The organism is Paenibacillus sp. PvR133 (assembly GCF_017833155.1).
Lineage (GTDB): Bacteria > Bacillota > Bacilli > Paenibacillales > Paenibacillaceae > Paenibacillus > Paenibacillus polymyxa_B.
Genome location: NZ_JAFIBS010000001.1, coordinates 3697180 through 3715179, shown reverse-complemented (window position 1 = coordinate 3715179; position 18000 = coordinate 3697180). Strand labels below are relative to the sequence as shown.

Below are 18000 nucleotides of genomic sequence, written 5' to 3'. Positions count from 1 at the left end.
AGGTTAGAATCCCACGGCAAAGGCGACCACTCCGCTACTTCACGGGAGATGTGATACTGACATGTATGTCAATTCACTATATACTTCGTCGGAGATAACAATTAGGTTATGTGCCTTGACCAGTTCTACAATCGGTAGCCCGTCCTCCTAGGTCATGATTGAACCTGTGGGATTATTCGGATAGTTTAACATCAACACTATTGAGCGGGAGGTCAGCTTCTCCTTCACTGCTTCAGCAGTAAGCCAGATGGCGATATATCCCGCACTAATGGAGAAATTCACCCTTACCCATAACTCAGCACTCCCTGATTTCAATTCATTGTTACGGTCTGGTCTCTATCTCTCCACCAGATTTCTCAAGGGATAAAGATATGTTCTCATCCAGTAATTGACTGTATGTCACCCCTGCTTCCTGGGCGCTTTTGGGAAGTAGTCTATTTTTTGTCATGTCTGGCAAGGTGTTCATCTCCAGCACATAGGGAATGCCATCCCTCAGCAGCATATCTACGCGGGCATACACATTACATTTCAAAGTCCAGTAACTCAACAATGCTGCGGACCGCACCCGCTCATCCACCTCAGGCGTCAGATGAACTACTTGCTCCTCTGCGCCGCCATCCTCATACTTGGCATGGTAATCAAACCACTCCGAGCCCTTGCTCTGGATGCCAATGATCGGTAGCAGTTTCCCATCTACAATGGAACAAGTCAATTCTTCCCCTTTGATATATTGCTCAATGAGCACTTCTACATCCCACCGGAACGCTTCCTCTACCGCCGCCCTCAAATCTTGGCTGCTCTTTACAATCTGTATTCCGATGCTTGATCCGCCTGAGTTCGGCTTAACAACTATCGGATAACCCAGCTTCTCTACGGCTTCTGCTGAATAGTCGCCTATACTGCCCCAGCACAGCCAATCTGGAGTAAAAAGACCTTCGTAGCGGAGCAACTTTTTTGAAACATTCTTGTTCATGCACAGGCTGCTGGATAATACGCCGCTTCCGGTATACGCAATACCCAATGTCTCCAACATACCTTGAATCGTACCATCCTCGCCATAGGAGCCATGCAAAGCCAACAAAGCCATATCAAGACCTTTCACTTTGTCAGCCAGTTCATCACGCCTTGTTATTTCGATCGGATAAACTTCATATCGATTCGGGTCGAGATGCGCCATGATTTCCTTACCCGACTGAAGCGAAACCTCACGCTCTGATGATAATCCTCCCATAATAACGCCTAACTTCATCTCTACACCTCTCATTCCATTAACTGTCTGGCAGTAATCACCAATCATCTTAATTCCCCTGATAATATCCTCATCGGTGACACGAGAGAAACCCAACCGCATCGTATTACTACCACGATTATCCGTGAAGAAGATATCTCCCGGCGTAAAAATTACTCCCAGCTCTGAACATAGCTCCAACAACTTCCGTGTATCAAATCCTATATCAAAAGTGACAAATAGATGCAGTCCTCCATGACCGGAAAGCTGAGCATACGGGATATGTTCCTTGCAGCACTGCATGGTCAACTCATATTTGCGCTTATATTCAGTACGTGCTTTCTTCAAGTACTTCTCCAGATTTCCATTGTGCAAATATTGATAAAGAACCGATTGGTCCAATGTTGACGTATGAATCGTACGCGCTCGCTTAATGCTCTCCAAATAGTCAATCAGCTCAGCGTCCGCCAATATCCAGCCCACTCGGATACCGGGAAATAGTACCTTAGAAAAGCTTCCTAAATAAATCACACTATTGCCGTTGCCCGCCCCCGCCATTAATTGAGATACATGCGATCCGGTGTAGCGTAGCTCTTCATTAAAGCCATCCTCAATGACAGGAATCCCGTACTGGTTCATTAGGCTTATCAGTTCTTGTCGTTTCTTCGGGGACATTACAATCCCAGTAGGGTTATGATAGGAAGGTACAAAATAAGCACAATCGTAAGGTTGTTCAGACAACGCCCGTTCAAGCTCTGTTAAGCTAATACCATCATCCTCCATTGGGATGCCTGTAATTTGAAATCCATGCAACTTAAAATTCTTAATGGCTGTATGATGGGTCGGATTTTCACACAGCACCTTGCCACTCCTTTTTCCAAGTGCCGACAACACAATATCTAAGCCCTCTGTGAACCCATTGGTAATCAAAATATCCTTGCCCTTCAAATCGACTCCCTTATGCTGCATATAGCGCAACAAAAAGTCCATAAGCGGCTTATAACCCTTGGCATATCCGTAGTTGAGCAGTACATCATCCTCCACAGACATGCGATCCATGAACGCCCGCTTTACATTACCTATATCAAACAACGTTTCGTCTGGCGCAATACTGGTAAAAGAAATCGTGCTCTTCTGTGCACGAATACCGTGCTTTATCAGGTCGAGCTGCTCAGCCAGTCTAGCATGATCACTAATCCGATCCAGCCAATCGATCTGGCAAGCTTGAGTCGCTGTTCCACCTGATACAGCAGCCACATAGTTTCCTTTGCCCCGAACAGCATAGGAAAATCCATCTTCTTCCAGTTCAGTATATGCCGAAATTACCGTATTACGGCTAAGCTTCATCTGTACACCCAGTTCACGGGTAGATGGCAACTTCTGATGAGGCTGTAAGGAACCTTTTATAATTATAAGTTTCATGTAATCTTTCAATTGAATATAGACCGGACGGTCACCTATAGGTTCAAAATCACGAAACACAACATCGCCCCCAGAGCTATCATGTCACAGAGTGAGGTATAAAAAAAGAACCACCTACCTAGATGTTTCCTCGTGGTTCTTTGCACACATCGCATTTAAATAGTACATTATTTTTATTATTCAAGGAAATGTGAGAACCTTATATCAAACTTTAATTCCTAATGTCCTATTACTCAACTATGAATTGACATTGAAATTTTCGCTTTATTTAGATAACGGGAAAAACAGGCTCCTGAATGGTTAGACACAGTAGCGATGGAATCCTGGAATATACAGACTCGGAGATGCTCAAAAGGATGAGGAGGAATATAAATACAACAACAATGGATGGAAATGGTGAATCACGTAGTCGAATGGGGAAAGGGGATTCCTTGGTCCAAGGGTTTCCAGGGTGCGAAAGAAACGGTTGAATTCGCCTGCAGCTGCCTGGAGTCCATCCTCTTTGCAAAAACTGTTAAAGACGATAACAATGATCCTAAGCCGCCGCAGCTGCCTCTGTGTCCACCCGATTTAAACATGCCATCAAGAAGAAGTTTAAAGCGAAACACAAAGTATCGTAGACGCAACCGAAAATTACGCAAGTAAAGATTCAATTCAGCTATAATAATATGGCGCTTCGTCCTAGCAAAATAAAATCCCGCCAGTACAGGCGGGATTTTATTTATGCGTCGATCTGAAGGAGGCATGCCCCAACTGCAGGACATTATTCAGGTTTAAATTTGCTTTTCATTTCGACAATGAAAGACTCTAAGGCCTCCAGGGAGGGTGCTATTTTCCGGTAGCATAGATGGCGCTTGCGATAACATTGAAGAGATGATCGGTCCGTGGCGCGAATGAAGGTTGGCCGACAAGCCAGCCGAGCGCCGATATCAGGGCGAACAAGTCGTCCCCATTCATATCGGCGCGCGCCGTTCCCTCGGTCTGAGCTCGGAGCAATAGTCGCTCGCCCGCTGAGTGCACCGCTGCGCATGTAGCGTAAAGCGCGGACTCCGGATCCGCGTGGGCGCTCGCCATCAAGGCGACAACGCCGCTATAGCTTTGGACGAAAGCCACCTGTTCGCGAACCCAGGACACGAGCGCTTCGTCAGGTGGATTCGACGTTTCGAGTTCGCCTGCCTTCTGCGTCAATGCCTCCAAATTCGTACGCAGCAACGCTTCGAACAAGGCTTCCCGCGTCGGGAAATGACGAAGCAGTGTGGCCAACCCGACGTCGGCCCGGCGGGCGATATCTCGCATAGACGCATCGACACCATGCTCGGCGACGACATCACGCGCGACTGCAAGTAGATGACTGTAATTTTTTCTGGCGTCGGCACGCATCATGTTTTCCCCCCACTCAAATAGCGAATGCGCATTGATTTTCCCTACGTTCCCGGTACGCGACTTTTCTCGGCATACGCCTAGTTATAACTTGATCTGTAAAAACCACAAAAAGATTTGTTTTCGGGACATTCCATCGAAAGCTAGTATGTCTTTCAGTATCAAAGGGAATGGATCTTAACTGTTCTTCTAATCGGTATTGATCAATTAGACGTTGCTGTATACGCTCTTGGGCGTGGGTAGTGTAGAAAAAATTGTAATGCACAATTTATCGTTTTCAGCCTCCCGCCGGATGCGACCTTCCATTTCTTCCCAGCCAAGCGAAATTGAAACGTTAGTATTGCTTACGTAACATTATCCCTTAAAAATACCGAAGACTAGCATGTGGTAAACCACAAGCCAGGCTTTTATTATGAATCGAGGGCAGGCCGAATCCCTAAGGAGCCAGCCATGATCCAATATCAACTCCAATGTGCTGCATTATCATTATATCAAATTCAATCTTCCTCGTCAGTATTTCCATCATTTCTTCCTTGGTCGTCATAGCCTTTCAACTTTTGTCCAATTACATCATTTCGCACTTGTTCACGGATGGTGTTCCAGTCGGATGCAGGTAAATTTGTTTTAAAAACCCCGAAAGATGCACCAACAGTATTGGAGTAGATGCGTTGGTAATAGGCGGTCTAGGTATGTTGCGTTTTCCGTCGATTCTACGATCTGCTTGAATTCCTTGATTTCATACCATCGGGCCAGCCGCAAGCGCGACGGGTGCAGGCCACGACCGAAGCTTCATCGTCTCGGCGTTCAAACCGTCCATGCGCGAGCTGCGCAGCGCCTTCGCACAGCGGCAAACGCTGGCGAAGGAGGCGAGGGCCGAGCCCCTTAGCCCGACCAGGTGCGCAAGCAGGAGTGCGATGCCCGTCAGCTTCCCGAGCTGGAAGGCGTCAGACAGACCCACAAGCACGCACACGCCAGATGATCGGCAAGCGTCTGTCTACCGGCGTCGCCCTCGCTTCAATCAAACTGTGGCTGCCCTGTGTCCACGAGGCAGGATTGCATCGGAATTTGCGATCACGATTCATCAGTCGAGCTTGACCAAATCCTTAAAGATCAGTTGACCCCAGCTATTTCCTCGCGCCTGCACAAGCAGTCCGCCTTCCGAAAGCCCGCCAAGTTTGATCGGCGCGAAACCGAGATTTTCCGCAAGCGCACCAATCTCCGCTGCTGCGCCGTCATCGTCGCTCGCCAGGAACACGACTCTCCTGCCACCATGAACGGCCGGATCTTGGTCAAGGACGGCAGCCACTAAATGGTTGAAGCCCTTGACCAATCGTCCACCAGTGAAGGCCTGCGCGACGAACTTGGAAGAAGGCTGTCCTTCCAGTTCCTCAGAGGGCACACCGTAGGCATTGGTCACATCGACGATGGTCTTCCCCTGCCAGGTGGGGAGCGCCTTCGCGACATCCGGGTGCGACTCGAAACGGACAGCCAAAAAGATGATGTCCGCCTTGACGGCGTCCGCCAATTTTTTGGGAATGATCTCTGGTCCGATCGCGGCCGCAGCGGATGCAAAGCTTTCCGGGTCGCGAGTGGTTGCAACGGATACTTCGATGCCGCTTCGGGCAAACGCCTTAGCAAGAGCCTGGCCGACCTTGCCGAAGCCAATAATTGCGTAGCTCATATATTCTTCTCCTTTGGTTTACCACGCCCTACGGGCTCCGCATATCGAATGGAGTGACCGGCCGGGCGTAGCGTGTCAGATTTGCGCTAGGCCGCCGTCGACGGCGACCTCGCTGGCGGTCATGAAGCTGCTGTCCGATGATGCGAGAAAGGCGGCCACCGCCCCGATCTCCGCCGGATCAGCCATGCGCTGGAGCGGAGTCATCGAGGCGAAGACTTTTTGGCCCTCCTCGCCTAGCGATTCCTTCGCGAGCTCGGTTGCCGTCGCTCCGGGCGACAGCACGTTTACCCGGATGCCGGTGCCCTTCAGGTCCTCCGCCCAGGTCCGCGCGAGGTTGCGCACTGCCGCCTTACTCGCGCTGTAGGCGCTCATTGCCGGGGCGCCCGTGGTGCCAGCGCTCGATCCCGTTAGGATGATCGAACCGCCCTGGCCCATCAGCGGTAGCGCCTTCTGGACCGTGAGGATCGAACCCTTCACATTGGTGTCGAAGATTTCGTCAATGTGCTCAGCGGTGATCTCGCCGAGCGGAAGCTGGCTTCCCGCCCCGGCATTGGCGAAGACGATGTCGAGAGTTCCGCGCTCGGACTTCACCGCCGCGTAGAGTCGGTCGAGGTCGGCCAGATCGGAGACCGAGCCCTTCACCGCGCGGGCATTGGGCCCAAGGTCGGCCACAGCGGCGTCGAGCGCTTCCTGCCTGCGGCCGAAGATGAAGACGAAGGCGCCCTCCTCGATGAATCGCTTTGCTGCGGCGCGGCCGATGCCGGTAGCGCCCCCCGTGATGACTGCAACCTTACCTTCAAGCTTTCCCATGAATTTTCACCCTTTCGTTGTGTTGGACAGCATCTCTGGCCCATTTGCACAGATTGCTGTATCTTGTGGATTTCACTGATCCAGTCACCGATTACTATATTCGGATCAGTGATCCAATTATAATGGATCACTGATCCGTTTGTCAAGGCGACCATGCGAGTCATCTACTTGCAGTCGCGCGTGACGTCGTCGCAGAGCTTACCCTGGGTAACTTCTTCTGTATAGAGAAGACGACGAAACGATATGCGGCTTTTTTCGGCCTGTAGACAGGTTCAAAACGACATGTGGAAATTATTATCCCTGGTGGAGCAATGGTTAACCCGGGAAGGTGCACGTACCTGTCTTGGACGAATCGAGAGGCAGCTAAATAATCCAACCGGTTCGCTCGATAGGCATAAAATGACTCGATCAAGCCTCCAAGCCTGCGAGCTCCCCGCGTAACTCGTTGGCCAGCTCTGCCTAATTTTTTGCGGTACTCATATTTTTTTAGATTTTTGGAGTAAAACAAATTGTTACATTACACACTAAAAAAGCCTTCTTCTCCACGCAGTTTTGCCAGTGCCTCGACAAAGAAATAATCGCCGTAGATGATGGGCACGTTAATGTATTTTTGCTCGGGATAGTGCACAGTTCCATTCATGAGCAGTCCCTCATGATCCTGCTCCCATGCTGTACAGGTCTCATGCAAGCCCTTGAGAATGGATTTCGCTGCCGTCGTAAAATGCTCCGCACGCGTCGAGTATTTTGCCAGCTCCAGCAGGCCACTCGCTGCAATCGCAGCAGCAGACGAATCCCAAGCTTCACGGTGCCCCTCCTCCGCTCTAAAATCCCACACAGGCAGGCAAGCATCGCCCAGTTGGGACAGGAAAAAATCTGCCGTGTTCTCGGCCACCTTCAAATAACGCGAATCGCGTGTGTACCCGTACGAAAGCGTAAAACCGTACAAAGCCCATGCCGTGCCACGTGCCCAGGCAGAGCCGGGTGCAAACCCCTGTCCGCCGTGCTCGGCGTGTTTTTTTCCAATCTCTGGGTCGAACTCGACCACATGGGCAATCGAACCGTCAGCACGGACAAACTCACGCGCTACGGTATCGGCATGCTGTACAGCCAAAGCGGCAAAACGCGGGTCTCCGCTTTCCTTTGAAGCCCAATAGAGCAGAGGCAGATTCATCATACTGTCTATAATCGCTGCCCCCCGTGTATCCATGTCCTTGGCGTGGAAATTCCACGCGCGAATAAAACGGCCATTCACGTTAAAACGAGCAGCCAGCAGGTTAGCGGCTAACAGCCCACGTCTTCTGGATTCTGGATCTCCAGTCAACCGATGGGCTGCCACACCGCTCAACAGCCAAATAAAGCCAAGATCATGGTCTACGGCTTCACTGTTGTAGAGCACCTTTTCCAGACGTTCCTCGCACTGCTGTGCAATTCTGGCTGCTTCGCTATCAGGGCGCGCCCGATGTATCAGCCATAGCAAACCTGGATAAAAGCCGGCCGTCCACCATTCTTCCTCACGCTGATCATAACGTCCACCTTCTGCAACATGTGGAAAGGAGTTTCCCAGTCTTGCCGCCAAGGCAAGCGTTTTATCCAAAGCCAGCTCCCACGATTGTTCCAGCCATGCTTCTGTTTCAGTCATTGCTCTTCACCCTCCCTTTTCCACATGTTAAAAACTCTATTGTTCCGGCCTAATTTATGCCGGCAAATGAATGATAAAGGAAATACGACTACCCTCGCATTCCAAACGCGCTCCCTTGAGCAAACCATTCCGACAGGCCACAGAAGCCAGTTCTTCCGGCCACACAACATTCGTTCCTTCCGTTGCTGGAATAACCTCCAGGCTCGCACCTGCGTACTCCACCCGAATGCTTTCCTTCTCTTCACCTGTAGACATCACATGATGAATGGTACTGCGTTCCTGGCCGTCATAGGCCATTAAAGGAATAAGCGCCCCTACCGACTGAATATTGCCTTTAAGCTCATATGTCACTTCAATTTTGCCGGGTACCTGCCGATAATGCGTTCGAATTTCCCATACGCCCGGGAATGGACCCTTCCACAACAATGTAAAATCAGTCGCTCCGTTGGATGCGGAGCTTTGCTCCATCTGTACTGATCCTCCGCCGTCCAGCGGATCAATGCCTCCATCCCGGTCGAACTCCAGCGTACCGGGAATGCCCTCCGACAAGCTGTGCCACTTTCCGTCCTCCGTTTGCCAGGCCGGGGTATAGCTCAACGGGAAAATATCTCCCTCCGCGAAGCCTGTAAAGCCGCGGTCTGCATGACCTGCTGAGGACGGACCGATCAGCGACGGCAGCGCAGACTGCTGAATACGCACGATGCCCGGAATATTGTACGGGTCGTTGACCGATGTTTGCACAAGCATTTGCTGCCCGTCTACGGCTGCAATGACAGTCTGGAACCAGCCATCCGTTGCCAACACCCGGCTGCCGATCTCCGCCGGGATGAAGGTTGGGGAAATGCGATCCATCTCCTCCCCATGTAGAAGGGTGTGGGCCAGCACAGCCGCCGTCCACAGACTGTAGCAGGTATGATTCGAGTACACCTCAAAGCCATGCCGTGCCTCGGGCGAATAATGGTTGCGGACGATATGCAGCTTTCCTTCATCCGTCTGCCAGCGGCTAATCGCTTGCCAGCATAGATCTGCTGCCCGTCGGAATGCGCCTGCCAGCCCATGCTCGCCCGCTGCAAAAGCCTGCTGCGCATGTGTCGTGAAAACGAAGGCCGCTGCCGCTTCGTTCCACTGATGCTGCGCGCTTCTTCCACGCGGCGGAATTTCCCCGTGTGGGGATAGCGCCAGTAATGTGCTGAGCGCCCCCCTGCGAAGGTGGTCACGCAGTTCGAGTGCGCAGCTGCCATCATATCCGTTCTCCAGCATCACGCCCAGATGAAAACGTGTAACGATATCGTAGGCAAATGGGCTATTGGGCCGATCCAACGGACCATCCTGATACAGGCCCAACCCGGTAAAACGAGGCAAATGGTAGCTGCGGATATACGTCTCCATCCATTCCGAATCGGCTGCAATTCCTTCCGTTGCACGCAAAAACTCGCCGGAAATCATAATCGCATTCCAGTTGATCATCCGGTTCGGATTTTTCATTTTGCTCATTGTAAAAATGTAGGTGTCTTCCGGCTGAATCCGGCTCAACTGCTGCTTCCATGCTGTGGCCTGCTCTGGCAGCAGGTTTTTGAGCAGCCGATACGCCCCCATCATCATGATCGGAAAAAAGTCCGGATGGTGATCCGGGGCCCTTTCCTCCACCACACATGCTATGCTATGTGTTAGAGCCGCCGCAGCGGATTCGAGCAAGTCATGCCGACCTTCTTTGACCAATACCGCCGCTGCCAAAGCATAAGATGGAGTCGAGTAATACCGTTCACTATCAGAATGAGGGTCGATAATGGCCCCATTTTCATCCTGATGCGGAGTATAAGCACGAACCAGCTTTTCCAGCACGGCAAGCTTACGTTGGTGAGTCCAGCCGTCATCCACTCGATTCAGCCCGTTTTCCAACTGTTCATCCAACTGCTCTATAAATTCCTCCAGCTCCGTCTGCCAAGGGTACACGCTGCCTGTCTGCAGCTTATTCATCCTGTCTGCCTCCCATTCAAAATGAAAATTAATGTATGGTAAAAAACAGATTGCAATCTACGCTTGCAGAATCGCTCCAGTGATTGGAGTCTAGTTGCAGCGATGTTTTATAAAACACAAAGGGAGCTCCGTCATGATCTATGTGCTTCACAGCCTCCAACCCCGCCCGCAGCACGCCGGCATCATAATCTAGCCTGACGACTGCGTTCGCTCCCTTCCATTCTACGAAGCCTGTTCCCAGATTAGGCTGAATACAACTGATGAAAAACTCCTCCACATCCCATGACTTCATGCTCACGCCAGACGTTTCAAACTCAAAATGATCGGTGACGGTAAGCCTTGCCCCCTCGTTTCCCTCCAGCACATTCCAAATAAAGGAGCGGGTGAAGACCGCCAATTCTTCTACGGGATAAGCAGATGTCAAATCAAGCTTAAGCCTTGTGCCCGTCTGTACCTCCTCTTGCTCATCCAAAGCAATATCCAGCACAACCGCCTTTGCCTTTGCGCCCGATTGCTGCATAGTCCCATTGATGACAGGCACGGAATGACCACTAGAGGAAATATTAATAATCGACTCTCGTCCCGGTGAAAAATAGGCTTTCGTGTATAAGCCTGCTCCCAGATCACACAATAGATTTTCGCCACCGCCATGAAGGATGAAATGTCCAAGATCGTTATGATTGTGCGGTTCATTGTTATGCCCAGCCTTCGCTGAAAAAGCAAGCATGACACCTGGTTCACCCATTTGGCTTCTGGGTCCACTATGGCTGGAACTGCGGCTGCGGCACATCAGCCAACCGAGTTGCGGCAAATAATTGGCAACGGTTTCACCGCTCCCAAATGCCAAAGAATTCGTCCAGACCAAGTTGCGCAATACATGAGCCCAGCGGCGACAGGGGTCTTCCAACAGACCAGGTACGCGGAAAGGGAGTGTAGATGGTCGTTCTTGCAATGAATTCAAATGAGAGATGAGTCCGGAAGGCAATCGTTCAGTTTCACTACTATCCGAATAATTAGCGAAAATTCCATTCGACAGATGAACTCGCTCTGCAAAGGCTGCAATTTGCCTAACCTTTTTCGAGTTCAGAATATCCACAGCTCCCTCGGTAAATTCACGCAGCATATCGGCAAAATAAATGAAATAACCAAAGCCGTACACCCAGTATCCTACGCCTTCGGGGCATCCCCCGTCCTCACTATAGCCTGCCAAAAAACAATCCAGCGCGCCAAGCATACTCTCGATGGCTACCGCTCTGGAAGAGTCATCTTCTACCAGCAGCAGTGCTGCAATTCCGCAACCGGAAGCACATACTGCCGACCAGTTATGATCTGCGGTTTCCCATCCAAAATGACGAGGCTTCCAAAAAACGGGTTCCAGTACACGACGTTCGATCTCTTCGTGCACTTGAGCGACCACATGGCTAGCCAGTTGTTCTCCTAGCAGCAATAAAATTTCAGCCAGCGTTTGTGCTGTTTCGGACGCGAATAAATCCACCTGCTGCCAAGGCGGTGTTACGGTGTCCTCTTCGTTAACATGTGCAGGAAGCGCCCATGTGTACTCACTGCATATGTCCAGCAGACCGCTTTCCACCTCTTTCATCTTTCGAGGCTCCGGCTTGACAACAGCTTCCAGCACTATAGCAACCAGTCGTCCACGCCGTTCAAAATACACATCCTCATACGGCTTGCGCTCTCCTGTATTAGCAAATTGCCGAAACAGAGACAACGGCAGTTCAGGCCATGTTGCTTCCCGATTATCTTTACAGACACGCTCAACATCCATCCAAAGGTCGGCGTATATCGGCTCAGAGACAGTCGTCCGCAGCCTTTTTGTCCAATTACTCCTTAACCGTTGCCTTGCTGAATCCTGCATGCCGCCAGCCAGCGCCTTAACGAGCCGCGAAGCAGGCCAAGCCTCCCTCAGAAGACTCATCTGCATTTCCTCCTCATGAGAAGCATTTGTTTCACCTTCTTTTTTTGTTAACGCTTTCATTGTATCTAACAATCATTGTAAATTCAAAGGGGTAGCAAAACAATTGAGAAAAAATAAAAGAACCTCTATGCCCCGTTGCCGTGGTCATGGAAGTTCTTGTTTTACACTAGTGCCAATCTCCATCCAGATTCGCTTTGATCATGTTTTCTACACTGTGGGTTTCTCTTGTTTCCACTTTCTAATCCCGTCATCCTCCAGAATACCCAGTGCTGCATCTGAGATATTAGGATCACGCAGCAAGGCGTCCTCGACTCTAAATTTAATATCGTCAGCATCTGCCAGCGTCATGCCCGGCGTAAGCTCAATCAACCCTTCCACGTGATAATAGCGTCCCTCCTGTAAAATACGCATTTGATAAATATCAGTAACATGCGTATCTGCGAGAATAATGGAAGCCACACGTTCTTCGATATCAGGAGGAGCAGATACACCGATCAAACCTACCATGTTGTCGTAACCGACCCGGAAAGCAACACCGACCATCAGACAACCGATGAGAATACTTGAAATGCCGTCCAGCAGTTTAAAATCTGTCAGCGATGTGACCACCACTGCTAGCAAAGCGAGTACTCCACCCGTTGTTGCTACCAAATCTTCATAAAACACCAGCCGGGTTGGCGGTGCAGCACGCCCAACATGGCGGAACGCAGAGGTGAAAATGCCTAACCCCTTCGCTTCTACTCTGGATTCATGCAGCACTTCTTTCATCGCTTTGCTCCATACAAATCCGTCCACCACTAGTGACAAAATCAGCACTATTACATTAATCCAAAATCCATGTGTAGATTCAGCCGGATGCTGCAGCAAATGAATGCCTTCCAATGCGGTTTCATAGGCCATAATCGTTACGACAATAACAGCAACCATACAGAACAGGTTAATCACTCGTCCAAAGCCGGTAGGAAAGCGTTTTGTCGGTTTTTTCTCTGCCAGTACACTGCCCGCGAATACAAACATTTGATTCACTGCATCCGCAATGGAATGCATCATCGTAGCAAACATAGAACCGCTGCCTGTCAAGGCAAAAGCAATCCCCTTAATCAAGGCAATGCCGGTATTACCTAACGCCGCCGAGCCCGAGGATTTGTTTCCTTTTTTGACCATACTCCAAAAGGAGTCCTCTCTCTGTTTCACTTCCATCTTGTAGCTCCTCCTGAGGTATACATAATCTGATATATCATCGTTTGTTATGTATTATTTTTAACCCGTCCATATTCTACCTAACCAGCTGAGGAGAATCAATACAAACGATAATATTTTCCATGGAAAAGGAATGCCCCATGTCCCCTACGACATGAAGCATTCCCGTTACAACCTTCTATCAGACATACCCTCAGGTTAACAACACAGATAATCTCCATGCGCTGACGATTGACATGAGTGCCTATTTACCAGCTTGATTTCGTAATTCCTGGAATTTGGCCTTTATGTGCCAACTCGCGAAACGCGATACGAGACAGCTTGAATTTGCGCAAGTATCCTCTGGGTCTGCCTGTCAGCTCGCAACGGCTTTTCAGGCGAGTCGGGGAAGAATCACGTGGAAGCTTCTGTAATGCTTCGTAGTCCCCTTTTGCTTTCAGTTCACGTCTCAGGTCTGCATATTTAGTTACAGTTTCCTGACGTTTCTTCTCTTTTACTACTTTCGACTTCTTAGCCATGTAAAGTTCCTCCTTGTTATATATGCCAATCATGGACATAAACATGATTGATTTAAATAGTAATAATTACGATTACTATTTAATATAACGTTGTTTCAGATGAGTTGTCAACCCAATCAGAATTCCATACTACCGCTGCTATTGCGGAATCATATTGGCAACACTGCTCATTCGTAATTATCAGAAACCCTCGCAAGCTCCCATTCTGTAATTCAGTACAGCAAAAAAGGCCAACCAGCAAAAGCTGGCAGACCCAGTTCACACGGAGATAACCTTTCCAATGAAGAAAGATGCCTCCTTATGACTCATATTGCTACTCATGTTGCTTCAAGTTGTTGAAGCCGCGCTGAATAAAACTCGTAAACATTACTTTTTCCTCAGGGGTAAAACCACCCAAAAGCTTGTTATTGAAGTCTTTAACCGTTTGTATAACATCCTGCTCCAATTTTCTTGACTGATCGGTGGGAAATAGTTGAATTTCTCGTTTGTCATGTTCATTTTGTTTGCGAAGGAGCAGCCCTTTTTTCTCCATCCGTTTGATGACCCCGGAGGCTGTTGAGACCTTCACATCCAATACCTCCTGAATCCTAGATAACGCAATACCTTCTTCTTCCCATACGATCGACAAGACCGCCCACTGGCTCAATGTAATATCAAATTGGAACAATAGCTCTCTTTCCAGTTGGTTAGACCCAATATGTGCGAGTCTATTCAGCAAAAAACCATGGCTTCTAAATAAATTCATCCATTATGCATCCTTATATTTAAGTAGTTGTTCCTCTGTCCAATCAAACATGACTTGATGAGCATAGGAATGATTGCCTTCCTGGCAATGCTCTTGAGCGCCGAATGTAGTATCAAAAATATGAACATCATAAGGCCCTCCCAGATGATCCTTCAAATAAGTCAATTGATCCTCTGTAACAAAATGATCGTGTGTTCCGACCAACAATAACGTCGGGCATTCAATCAGGTTTGCAATCCCTTTCACGGTGAATGGTTTGATTTTAGCCGGCAATTCCGACATTTTCTTGCAACCGAACACCCAAAATCCATTTTGAATCAGCCAACGCGAATTCGCATCCAGCCTGGAGCTGTCCAATGTGATGGTGCCCGGGCTGGATTCGAGTTTTTCCATCATTGGATTTTTTTTACTAATTGATTCCCACACATCAGTAAATACATCAAACAAGATACAAGCATTTATTCTTTTCTCAAAGGCAGCAGCTCTTGCCGCATAATAACCGCCCAAGCTCATGCCCAATAAAGCTACAAATTGGTTCGTATCTATTACGGTATGGTCTTGCAAATAATCAAGAGCAGCACTTATCGGCTTTTCAAAATCATATCGGGCTACAGTTTTTTGAATGCGAATGGCTTCTCCTTGACCAGGACCATCAAAAATCAAAACATTGAAACCTCTCTTCAGGGCAGCCGCACCACCAGCGAAGTACAGTTCTTCCACTGTAGAGTCATATCCGCCAACGAAAATCAGGGTTGGTGCGTCTTTGCCAACGGTAAATAAATAGCTGCTCAAATATCCGTCTTCAAAAGGAATATTAATTGGCTCACCATGTTCATCCATGAGCTGCAGGGCTTGTCTGAATGTGTCTACGCTTTTTTTGTAGCACTCCATTCGGATCGGCTCGTCATTTTTCAAGAAAAACTCGGCTGTGCGGTAGTAATTGCTTGCACGCAGAAAAGCTTCTTTGGCACTGACTGTATGCTTGCCTTGTAATGACTTGTTAGCCAATGCGCTTACCTTCTCTGCCATGTCATACCATTCTTTATACCAGCTATCGAAATCTCCTTCTGTAATGCGATTGGCAACACCTTGTACTTCTCCCAGCTCTGCACCTTGATAATTATAATAGTTCAAAGTACGGATAGTTTCAAACTCAAAAGCTTGGTCTTCAAAGAAAATACTCATAACCATTCTCCTCCTCAAGAGATCATAAATAATACATAGCATACTATCGAAAAATAACATAGCATGCTATGCATTAAACTGTCAAATGGAGTTACAAGAAAAGCTCCCGCAGCTTTGAGCCACAGGAGCCTCACTAAAGAATTTAAATTTTAAAATACCGTTCTGAAAGTTTCATTTTATGGGAGTGAAATACTTCTTCTAAAGGAATGTCATATTTATTGGCTATCACAATTAGGTTACCTAATACATCACCTAATTATTCAATAAGCTCCTGTTTGTTTTCCTCAAATGAGCCCTTTGGCTTCAAAATGTACTGACTTAGCTCTGTTCATTCAGCCAAATGGCAAGCCACCCAGTGACCTGGACGAGCCTCACGATAGAGAGGCACTTCCTTGGAGCAGCGGTCAATCGCAAAGGGACAACGGGTATGGAACTTGCAGCCGGAAGGTGGATTAACCGGACTTGGGATATCCCCTTTGAGCAAAATCCGCTCTCTTTTTAGCTTCGGCACCGGGATCGGTACAGCCGACAGCAGCGCCTTCGTATACGGATGAAGCGGATTCCCGAACAGCTCGTCACGCGAAGCCGTTTCGACCATGGAGCCTAGATACATCACTCCTATGCGAGAACACAGATGCTCCACCACGCTCAAATCATGCGAGATGAACAAATACGTCAGCCCCCGCTCGGCCTGCAACTTGGAGAACAGGTTAATAATCTGCGCCTGAATGGACACGTCCAGCGCCGATACTGGCTCATCTGCGATGATCAGATCCGGCTGGAGCGCCAGCGCGCGGGCAATGCCGATCCGTTGGCGCTGCCCTCCCGAAAATTCATGCGGAAAACGGTCAATATGATACTCCGACAATCCGCATAGCTTGAGCACGTCCAGCACAATCTGCCGGACCTCCTCCTTCGTCGCTATACCGTGATCCAGCAACGCCTCCCCGATGGCATCTCCGATGCGCACGCGTGGGTTCAGCGAGCTGTACGGGTCCTGAAAGATCAGTTGGATTTTAGGACGAAGCTCCTGCATCCCTTTTGCGGATAGGCTGTGCAGATCGACGCCTTTGTATTTAATGGTGCCATCCGTCTTGTCTGTCAATCTGACAATCGTGCGGCCCACAGTGCTTTTGCCGCTGCCCGATTCGCCCACCAGACCGAAGGTTTCCCCCTGACGGATCGTAAAGCTGATATCATCCACCGCCCGCACATGCCCTGTAGTACGGTTCAAAAACCCGGACTTGACCGGAAAATACGTTTTTAAGCGGTCGATTTCCAGCAATGGCTCAGCCATGAACAACCGCCTCCTCATATAACCAGCAGGATGCCTTCTGCTGTGCTGAAACTTCTTTTAATACAGGCTCCTTCACGCGGCATATGTCCATGCAATGCCCGCAGCGGTCATGAAAATAGCAGGATGTGGTGAGCTCCAGCGGATTAGGCACTTGCCCAGGAATGGAATACAGCTCCTTTTGCCGCTGGTTCAGCACGGGCTTGGATTTTAGCAATCCTTGCGTATAGGGATGCTTGGGATGATCAAATAGCTGTACCACTTCGCCTTCCTCAACAATCTTGCCTGCATACATCACAATCACGTAATCCGCCATTTCTGCAACAACGCCCAGATCATGGGTGATCAGCATCAGCGACATATTGGATTGGGCCTTGAATTCACGCAGCATGTCGAGGATTTGCGCCTGTATCGTCACGTCCAGCGCCGTAGTCGGCTCATCCGCAATGAGCAGCTTGGGTCCGCAGGACACGGCAATGGCAATCATAATGCGCTGTAGCATTCCGCCGCTCAGTTCATGCGGATAGCTTTTCATAATCTGCTCGGGTCGGGCAATGCCTACCTGTTCGATTAGCTCCAGCGCCCGCTTGTGCGCGTCCTTGCGCCCCATTTTCAAATGCTCGATCAGCGGTTCGGATAACTGTTCCCCAATGGTCATGACCGGATTCAGCGAGGACATCGGCTCCTGAAAAATCATAGATATCTCATGACCGCGAATCGTGCGCATCTCATTTCTGCTAAGCCCCAGCAGATCGGTATCCTCAAAGCGAATACTTCCGCCTGCCACTCTACCGCCGGGACTCTGGATCAAGCCCATGATTGACATCGCGGTAATGCTTTTGCCACAGCCTGATTCGCCGACAATGCATACCGTCTCGCCCGGCTTCACACGGAAGCTGACATTATCCACCGCCTTGACCGTGCCTTCTTCGGTATAAAAATGAGTGCTTAAATGCTCAATCGAAAGTAAATTGTTCATGGTGTATGA

Annotated in this window: 13 protein-coding genes and 2 pseudogenes; all 15 read right to left on the bottom strand. The window is 49.3% G+C overall.

Annotated features, from left to right (window positions below):
- Positions 1-63: 63 nt before the first annotated feature.
- Positions 64-243 (bottom strand): annotated as a pseudogene (locus JOE49_RS26370) (aminotransferase class I/II-fold pyridoxal phosphate-dependent enzyme); the annotation flags it as partial.
- A 79-nt stretch (positions 244-322) separates the two neighbouring features.
- Positions 323-2710 carry a D-alanine--D-alanine ligase gene (locus tag JOE49_RS26915; protein ID WP_481856238.1) on the bottom strand — a complete coding sequence of 796 codons (2388 nt, stop codon included), beginning with the start codon at positions 2708-2710 and terminating at the stop codon, positions 323-325.
- A gap of 768 nt (positions 2711-3478) precedes the next feature.
- Complete coding sequence (locus tag JOE49_RS16535) at positions 3479-4033, bottom strand: TetR/AcrR family transcriptional regulator (RefSeq protein WP_209941966.1); 555 nt, start codon at positions 4031-4033, stop codon at positions 3479-3481.
- A gap of 1078 nt (positions 4034-5111) precedes the next feature.
- A complete protein-coding gene (locus JOE49_RS16530) occupies positions 5112-5711 on the bottom strand; it encodes an NADPH-dependent F420 reductase (RefSeq protein WP_209941964.1) in 600 nt (199 codons plus the stop codon).
- Positions 5712-5786: 75 nt separating this feature from the next.
- Entirely contained in the window at positions 5787-6521 is a 735-nt protein-coding gene (locus tag JOE49_RS16525) for an SDR family NAD(P)-dependent oxidoreductase (RefSeq protein WP_014277674.1), read from the bottom strand.
- A 517-nt stretch (positions 6522-7038) separates the two neighbouring features.
- Positions 7039-8160, bottom strand: coding sequence for a glycoside hydrolase family 88 protein (locus JOE49_RS16520; protein ID WP_209941962.1), 1122 nt, complete (start codon positions 8158-8160; stop codon positions 7039-7041).
- A gap of 54 nt (positions 8161-8214) precedes the next feature.
- Positions 8215-10137, bottom strand: a complete 1923-nt coding sequence (locus JOE49_RS16515; protein ID WP_209941960.1) for a glycosyl hydrolase — start codon at positions 10135-10137, stop codon at positions 8215-8217.
- Positions 10138-10165: 28 nt separating this feature from the next.
- Positions 10166-12070: a heparinase II/III domain-containing protein gene (locus JOE49_RS16510; RefSeq protein ID WP_209941958.1), complete on the bottom strand. Its 1905-nt coding sequence runs from the start codon at positions 12068-12070 to the stop codon at positions 10166-10168.
- 207 nt (positions 12071-12277) lie between these two features.
- Positions 12278-13270, bottom strand: coding sequence for a cation diffusion facilitator family transporter (locus tag JOE49_RS16505; protein ID WP_209941956.1), 993 nt, complete (start codon positions 13268-13270; stop codon positions 12278-12280).
- 248 nt (positions 13271-13518) lie between these two features.
- Positions 13519-13788: a 30S ribosomal protein S14 gene (gene rpsN, locus JOE49_RS16500; RefSeq protein ID WP_209941954.1), complete on the bottom strand. Its 270-nt coding sequence runs from the start codon at positions 13786-13788 to the stop codon at positions 13519-13521.
- 313 nt (positions 13789-14101) lie between these two features.
- Positions 14102-14533 (bottom strand): MarR family winged helix-turn-helix transcriptional regulator, encoded by a 432-nt coding sequence (locus tag JOE49_RS16495; protein ID WP_209941952.1) that lies wholly within the window; start codon positions 14531-14533, stop codon positions 14102-14104.
- 3 nt (positions 14534-14536) lie between these two features.
- The gene (locus JOE49_RS16490) at positions 14537-15718 is read right to left on the bottom strand and encodes an alpha/beta hydrolase family protein (RefSeq protein WP_209941950.1); all 1182 of its coding nucleotides are present in this window, start codon (positions 15716-15718) and stop codon (positions 14537-14539) included.
- 142 nt (positions 15719-15860) lie between these two features.
- Positions 15861-16010: pseudogene (locus JOE49_RS26685) on the bottom strand (MazG nucleotide pyrophosphohydrolase domain-containing protein); the annotation flags it as partial.
- A 36-nt stretch (positions 16011-16046) separates the two neighbouring features.
- Entirely contained in the window at positions 16047-17015 is a 969-nt protein-coding gene (locus JOE49_RS16485; RefSeq protein ID WP_209941948.1) for an ABC transporter ATP-binding protein, read from the bottom strand.
- Complete coding sequence (locus tag JOE49_RS16480) at positions 17008-17991, bottom strand: ABC transporter ATP-binding protein (RefSeq protein ID WP_209941946.1); 984 nt, start codon at positions 17989-17991, stop codon at positions 17008-17010. Before JOE49_RS16480 ends, JOE49_RS16485 begins: the two co-directional genes overlap by 8 nt.
- Between the last annotated feature and the right edge of the window lie 9 nt (positions 17992-18000).

Coding starts and splice junctions, on each gene's coding strand:
- rpsN (WP_209941954.1), bottom strand. CDS start 13,788: ATGGCTAAGAAGTCGAAAGTAGTAAAAGAGAAGAAACGTCAGGAAACT.
- JOE49_RS16515 (WP_209941960.1), bottom strand. CDS start 10,137: ATGAATAAGCTGCAGACAGGCAGCGTGTACCCTTGGCAGACGGAGCTG.
- JOE49_RS16510 (WP_209941958.1), bottom strand. CDS start 12,070: ATGAGTCTTCTGAGGGAGGCTTGGCCTGCTTCGCGGCTCGTTAAGGCG.
- JOE49_RS16525 (WP_014277674.1), bottom strand. CDS start 6,521: ATGGGAAAGCTTGAAGGTAAGGTTGCAGTCATCACGGGGGGCGCTACC.
- JOE49_RS16530 (WP_209941964.1), bottom strand. CDS start 5,711: ATGAGCTACGCAATTATTGGCTTCGGCAAGGTCGGCCAGGCTCTTGCT.
- JOE49_RS16490 (WP_209941950.1), bottom strand. CDS start 15,718: ATGAGTATTTTCTTTGAAGACCAAGCTTTTGAGTTTGAAACTATCCGT.
- JOE49_RS16485 (WP_209941948.1), bottom strand. CDS start 17,015: ATGGCTGAGCCATTGCTGGAAATCGACCGCTTAAAAACGTATTTTCCG.
- JOE49_RS16505 (WP_209941956.1), bottom strand. CDS start 13,270: ATGGAAGTGAAACAGAGAGAGGACTCCTTTTGGAGTATGGTCAAAAAA.
- JOE49_RS16535 (WP_209941966.1), bottom strand. CDS start 4,033: ATGATGCGTGCCGACGCCAGAAAAAATTACAGTCATCTACTTGCAGTC.
- JOE49_RS16520 (WP_209941962.1), bottom strand. CDS start 8,160: ATGACTGAAACAGAAGCATGGCTGGAACAATCGTGGGAGCTGGCTTTG.
- JOE49_RS16480 (WP_209941946.1), bottom strand. CDS start 17,991: ATGAACAATTTACTTTCGATTGAGCATTTAAGCACTCATTTTTATACC.
- JOE49_RS16495 (WP_209941952.1), bottom strand. CDS start 14,533: ATGAATTTATTTAGAAGCCATGGTTTTTTGCTGAATAGACTCGCACAT.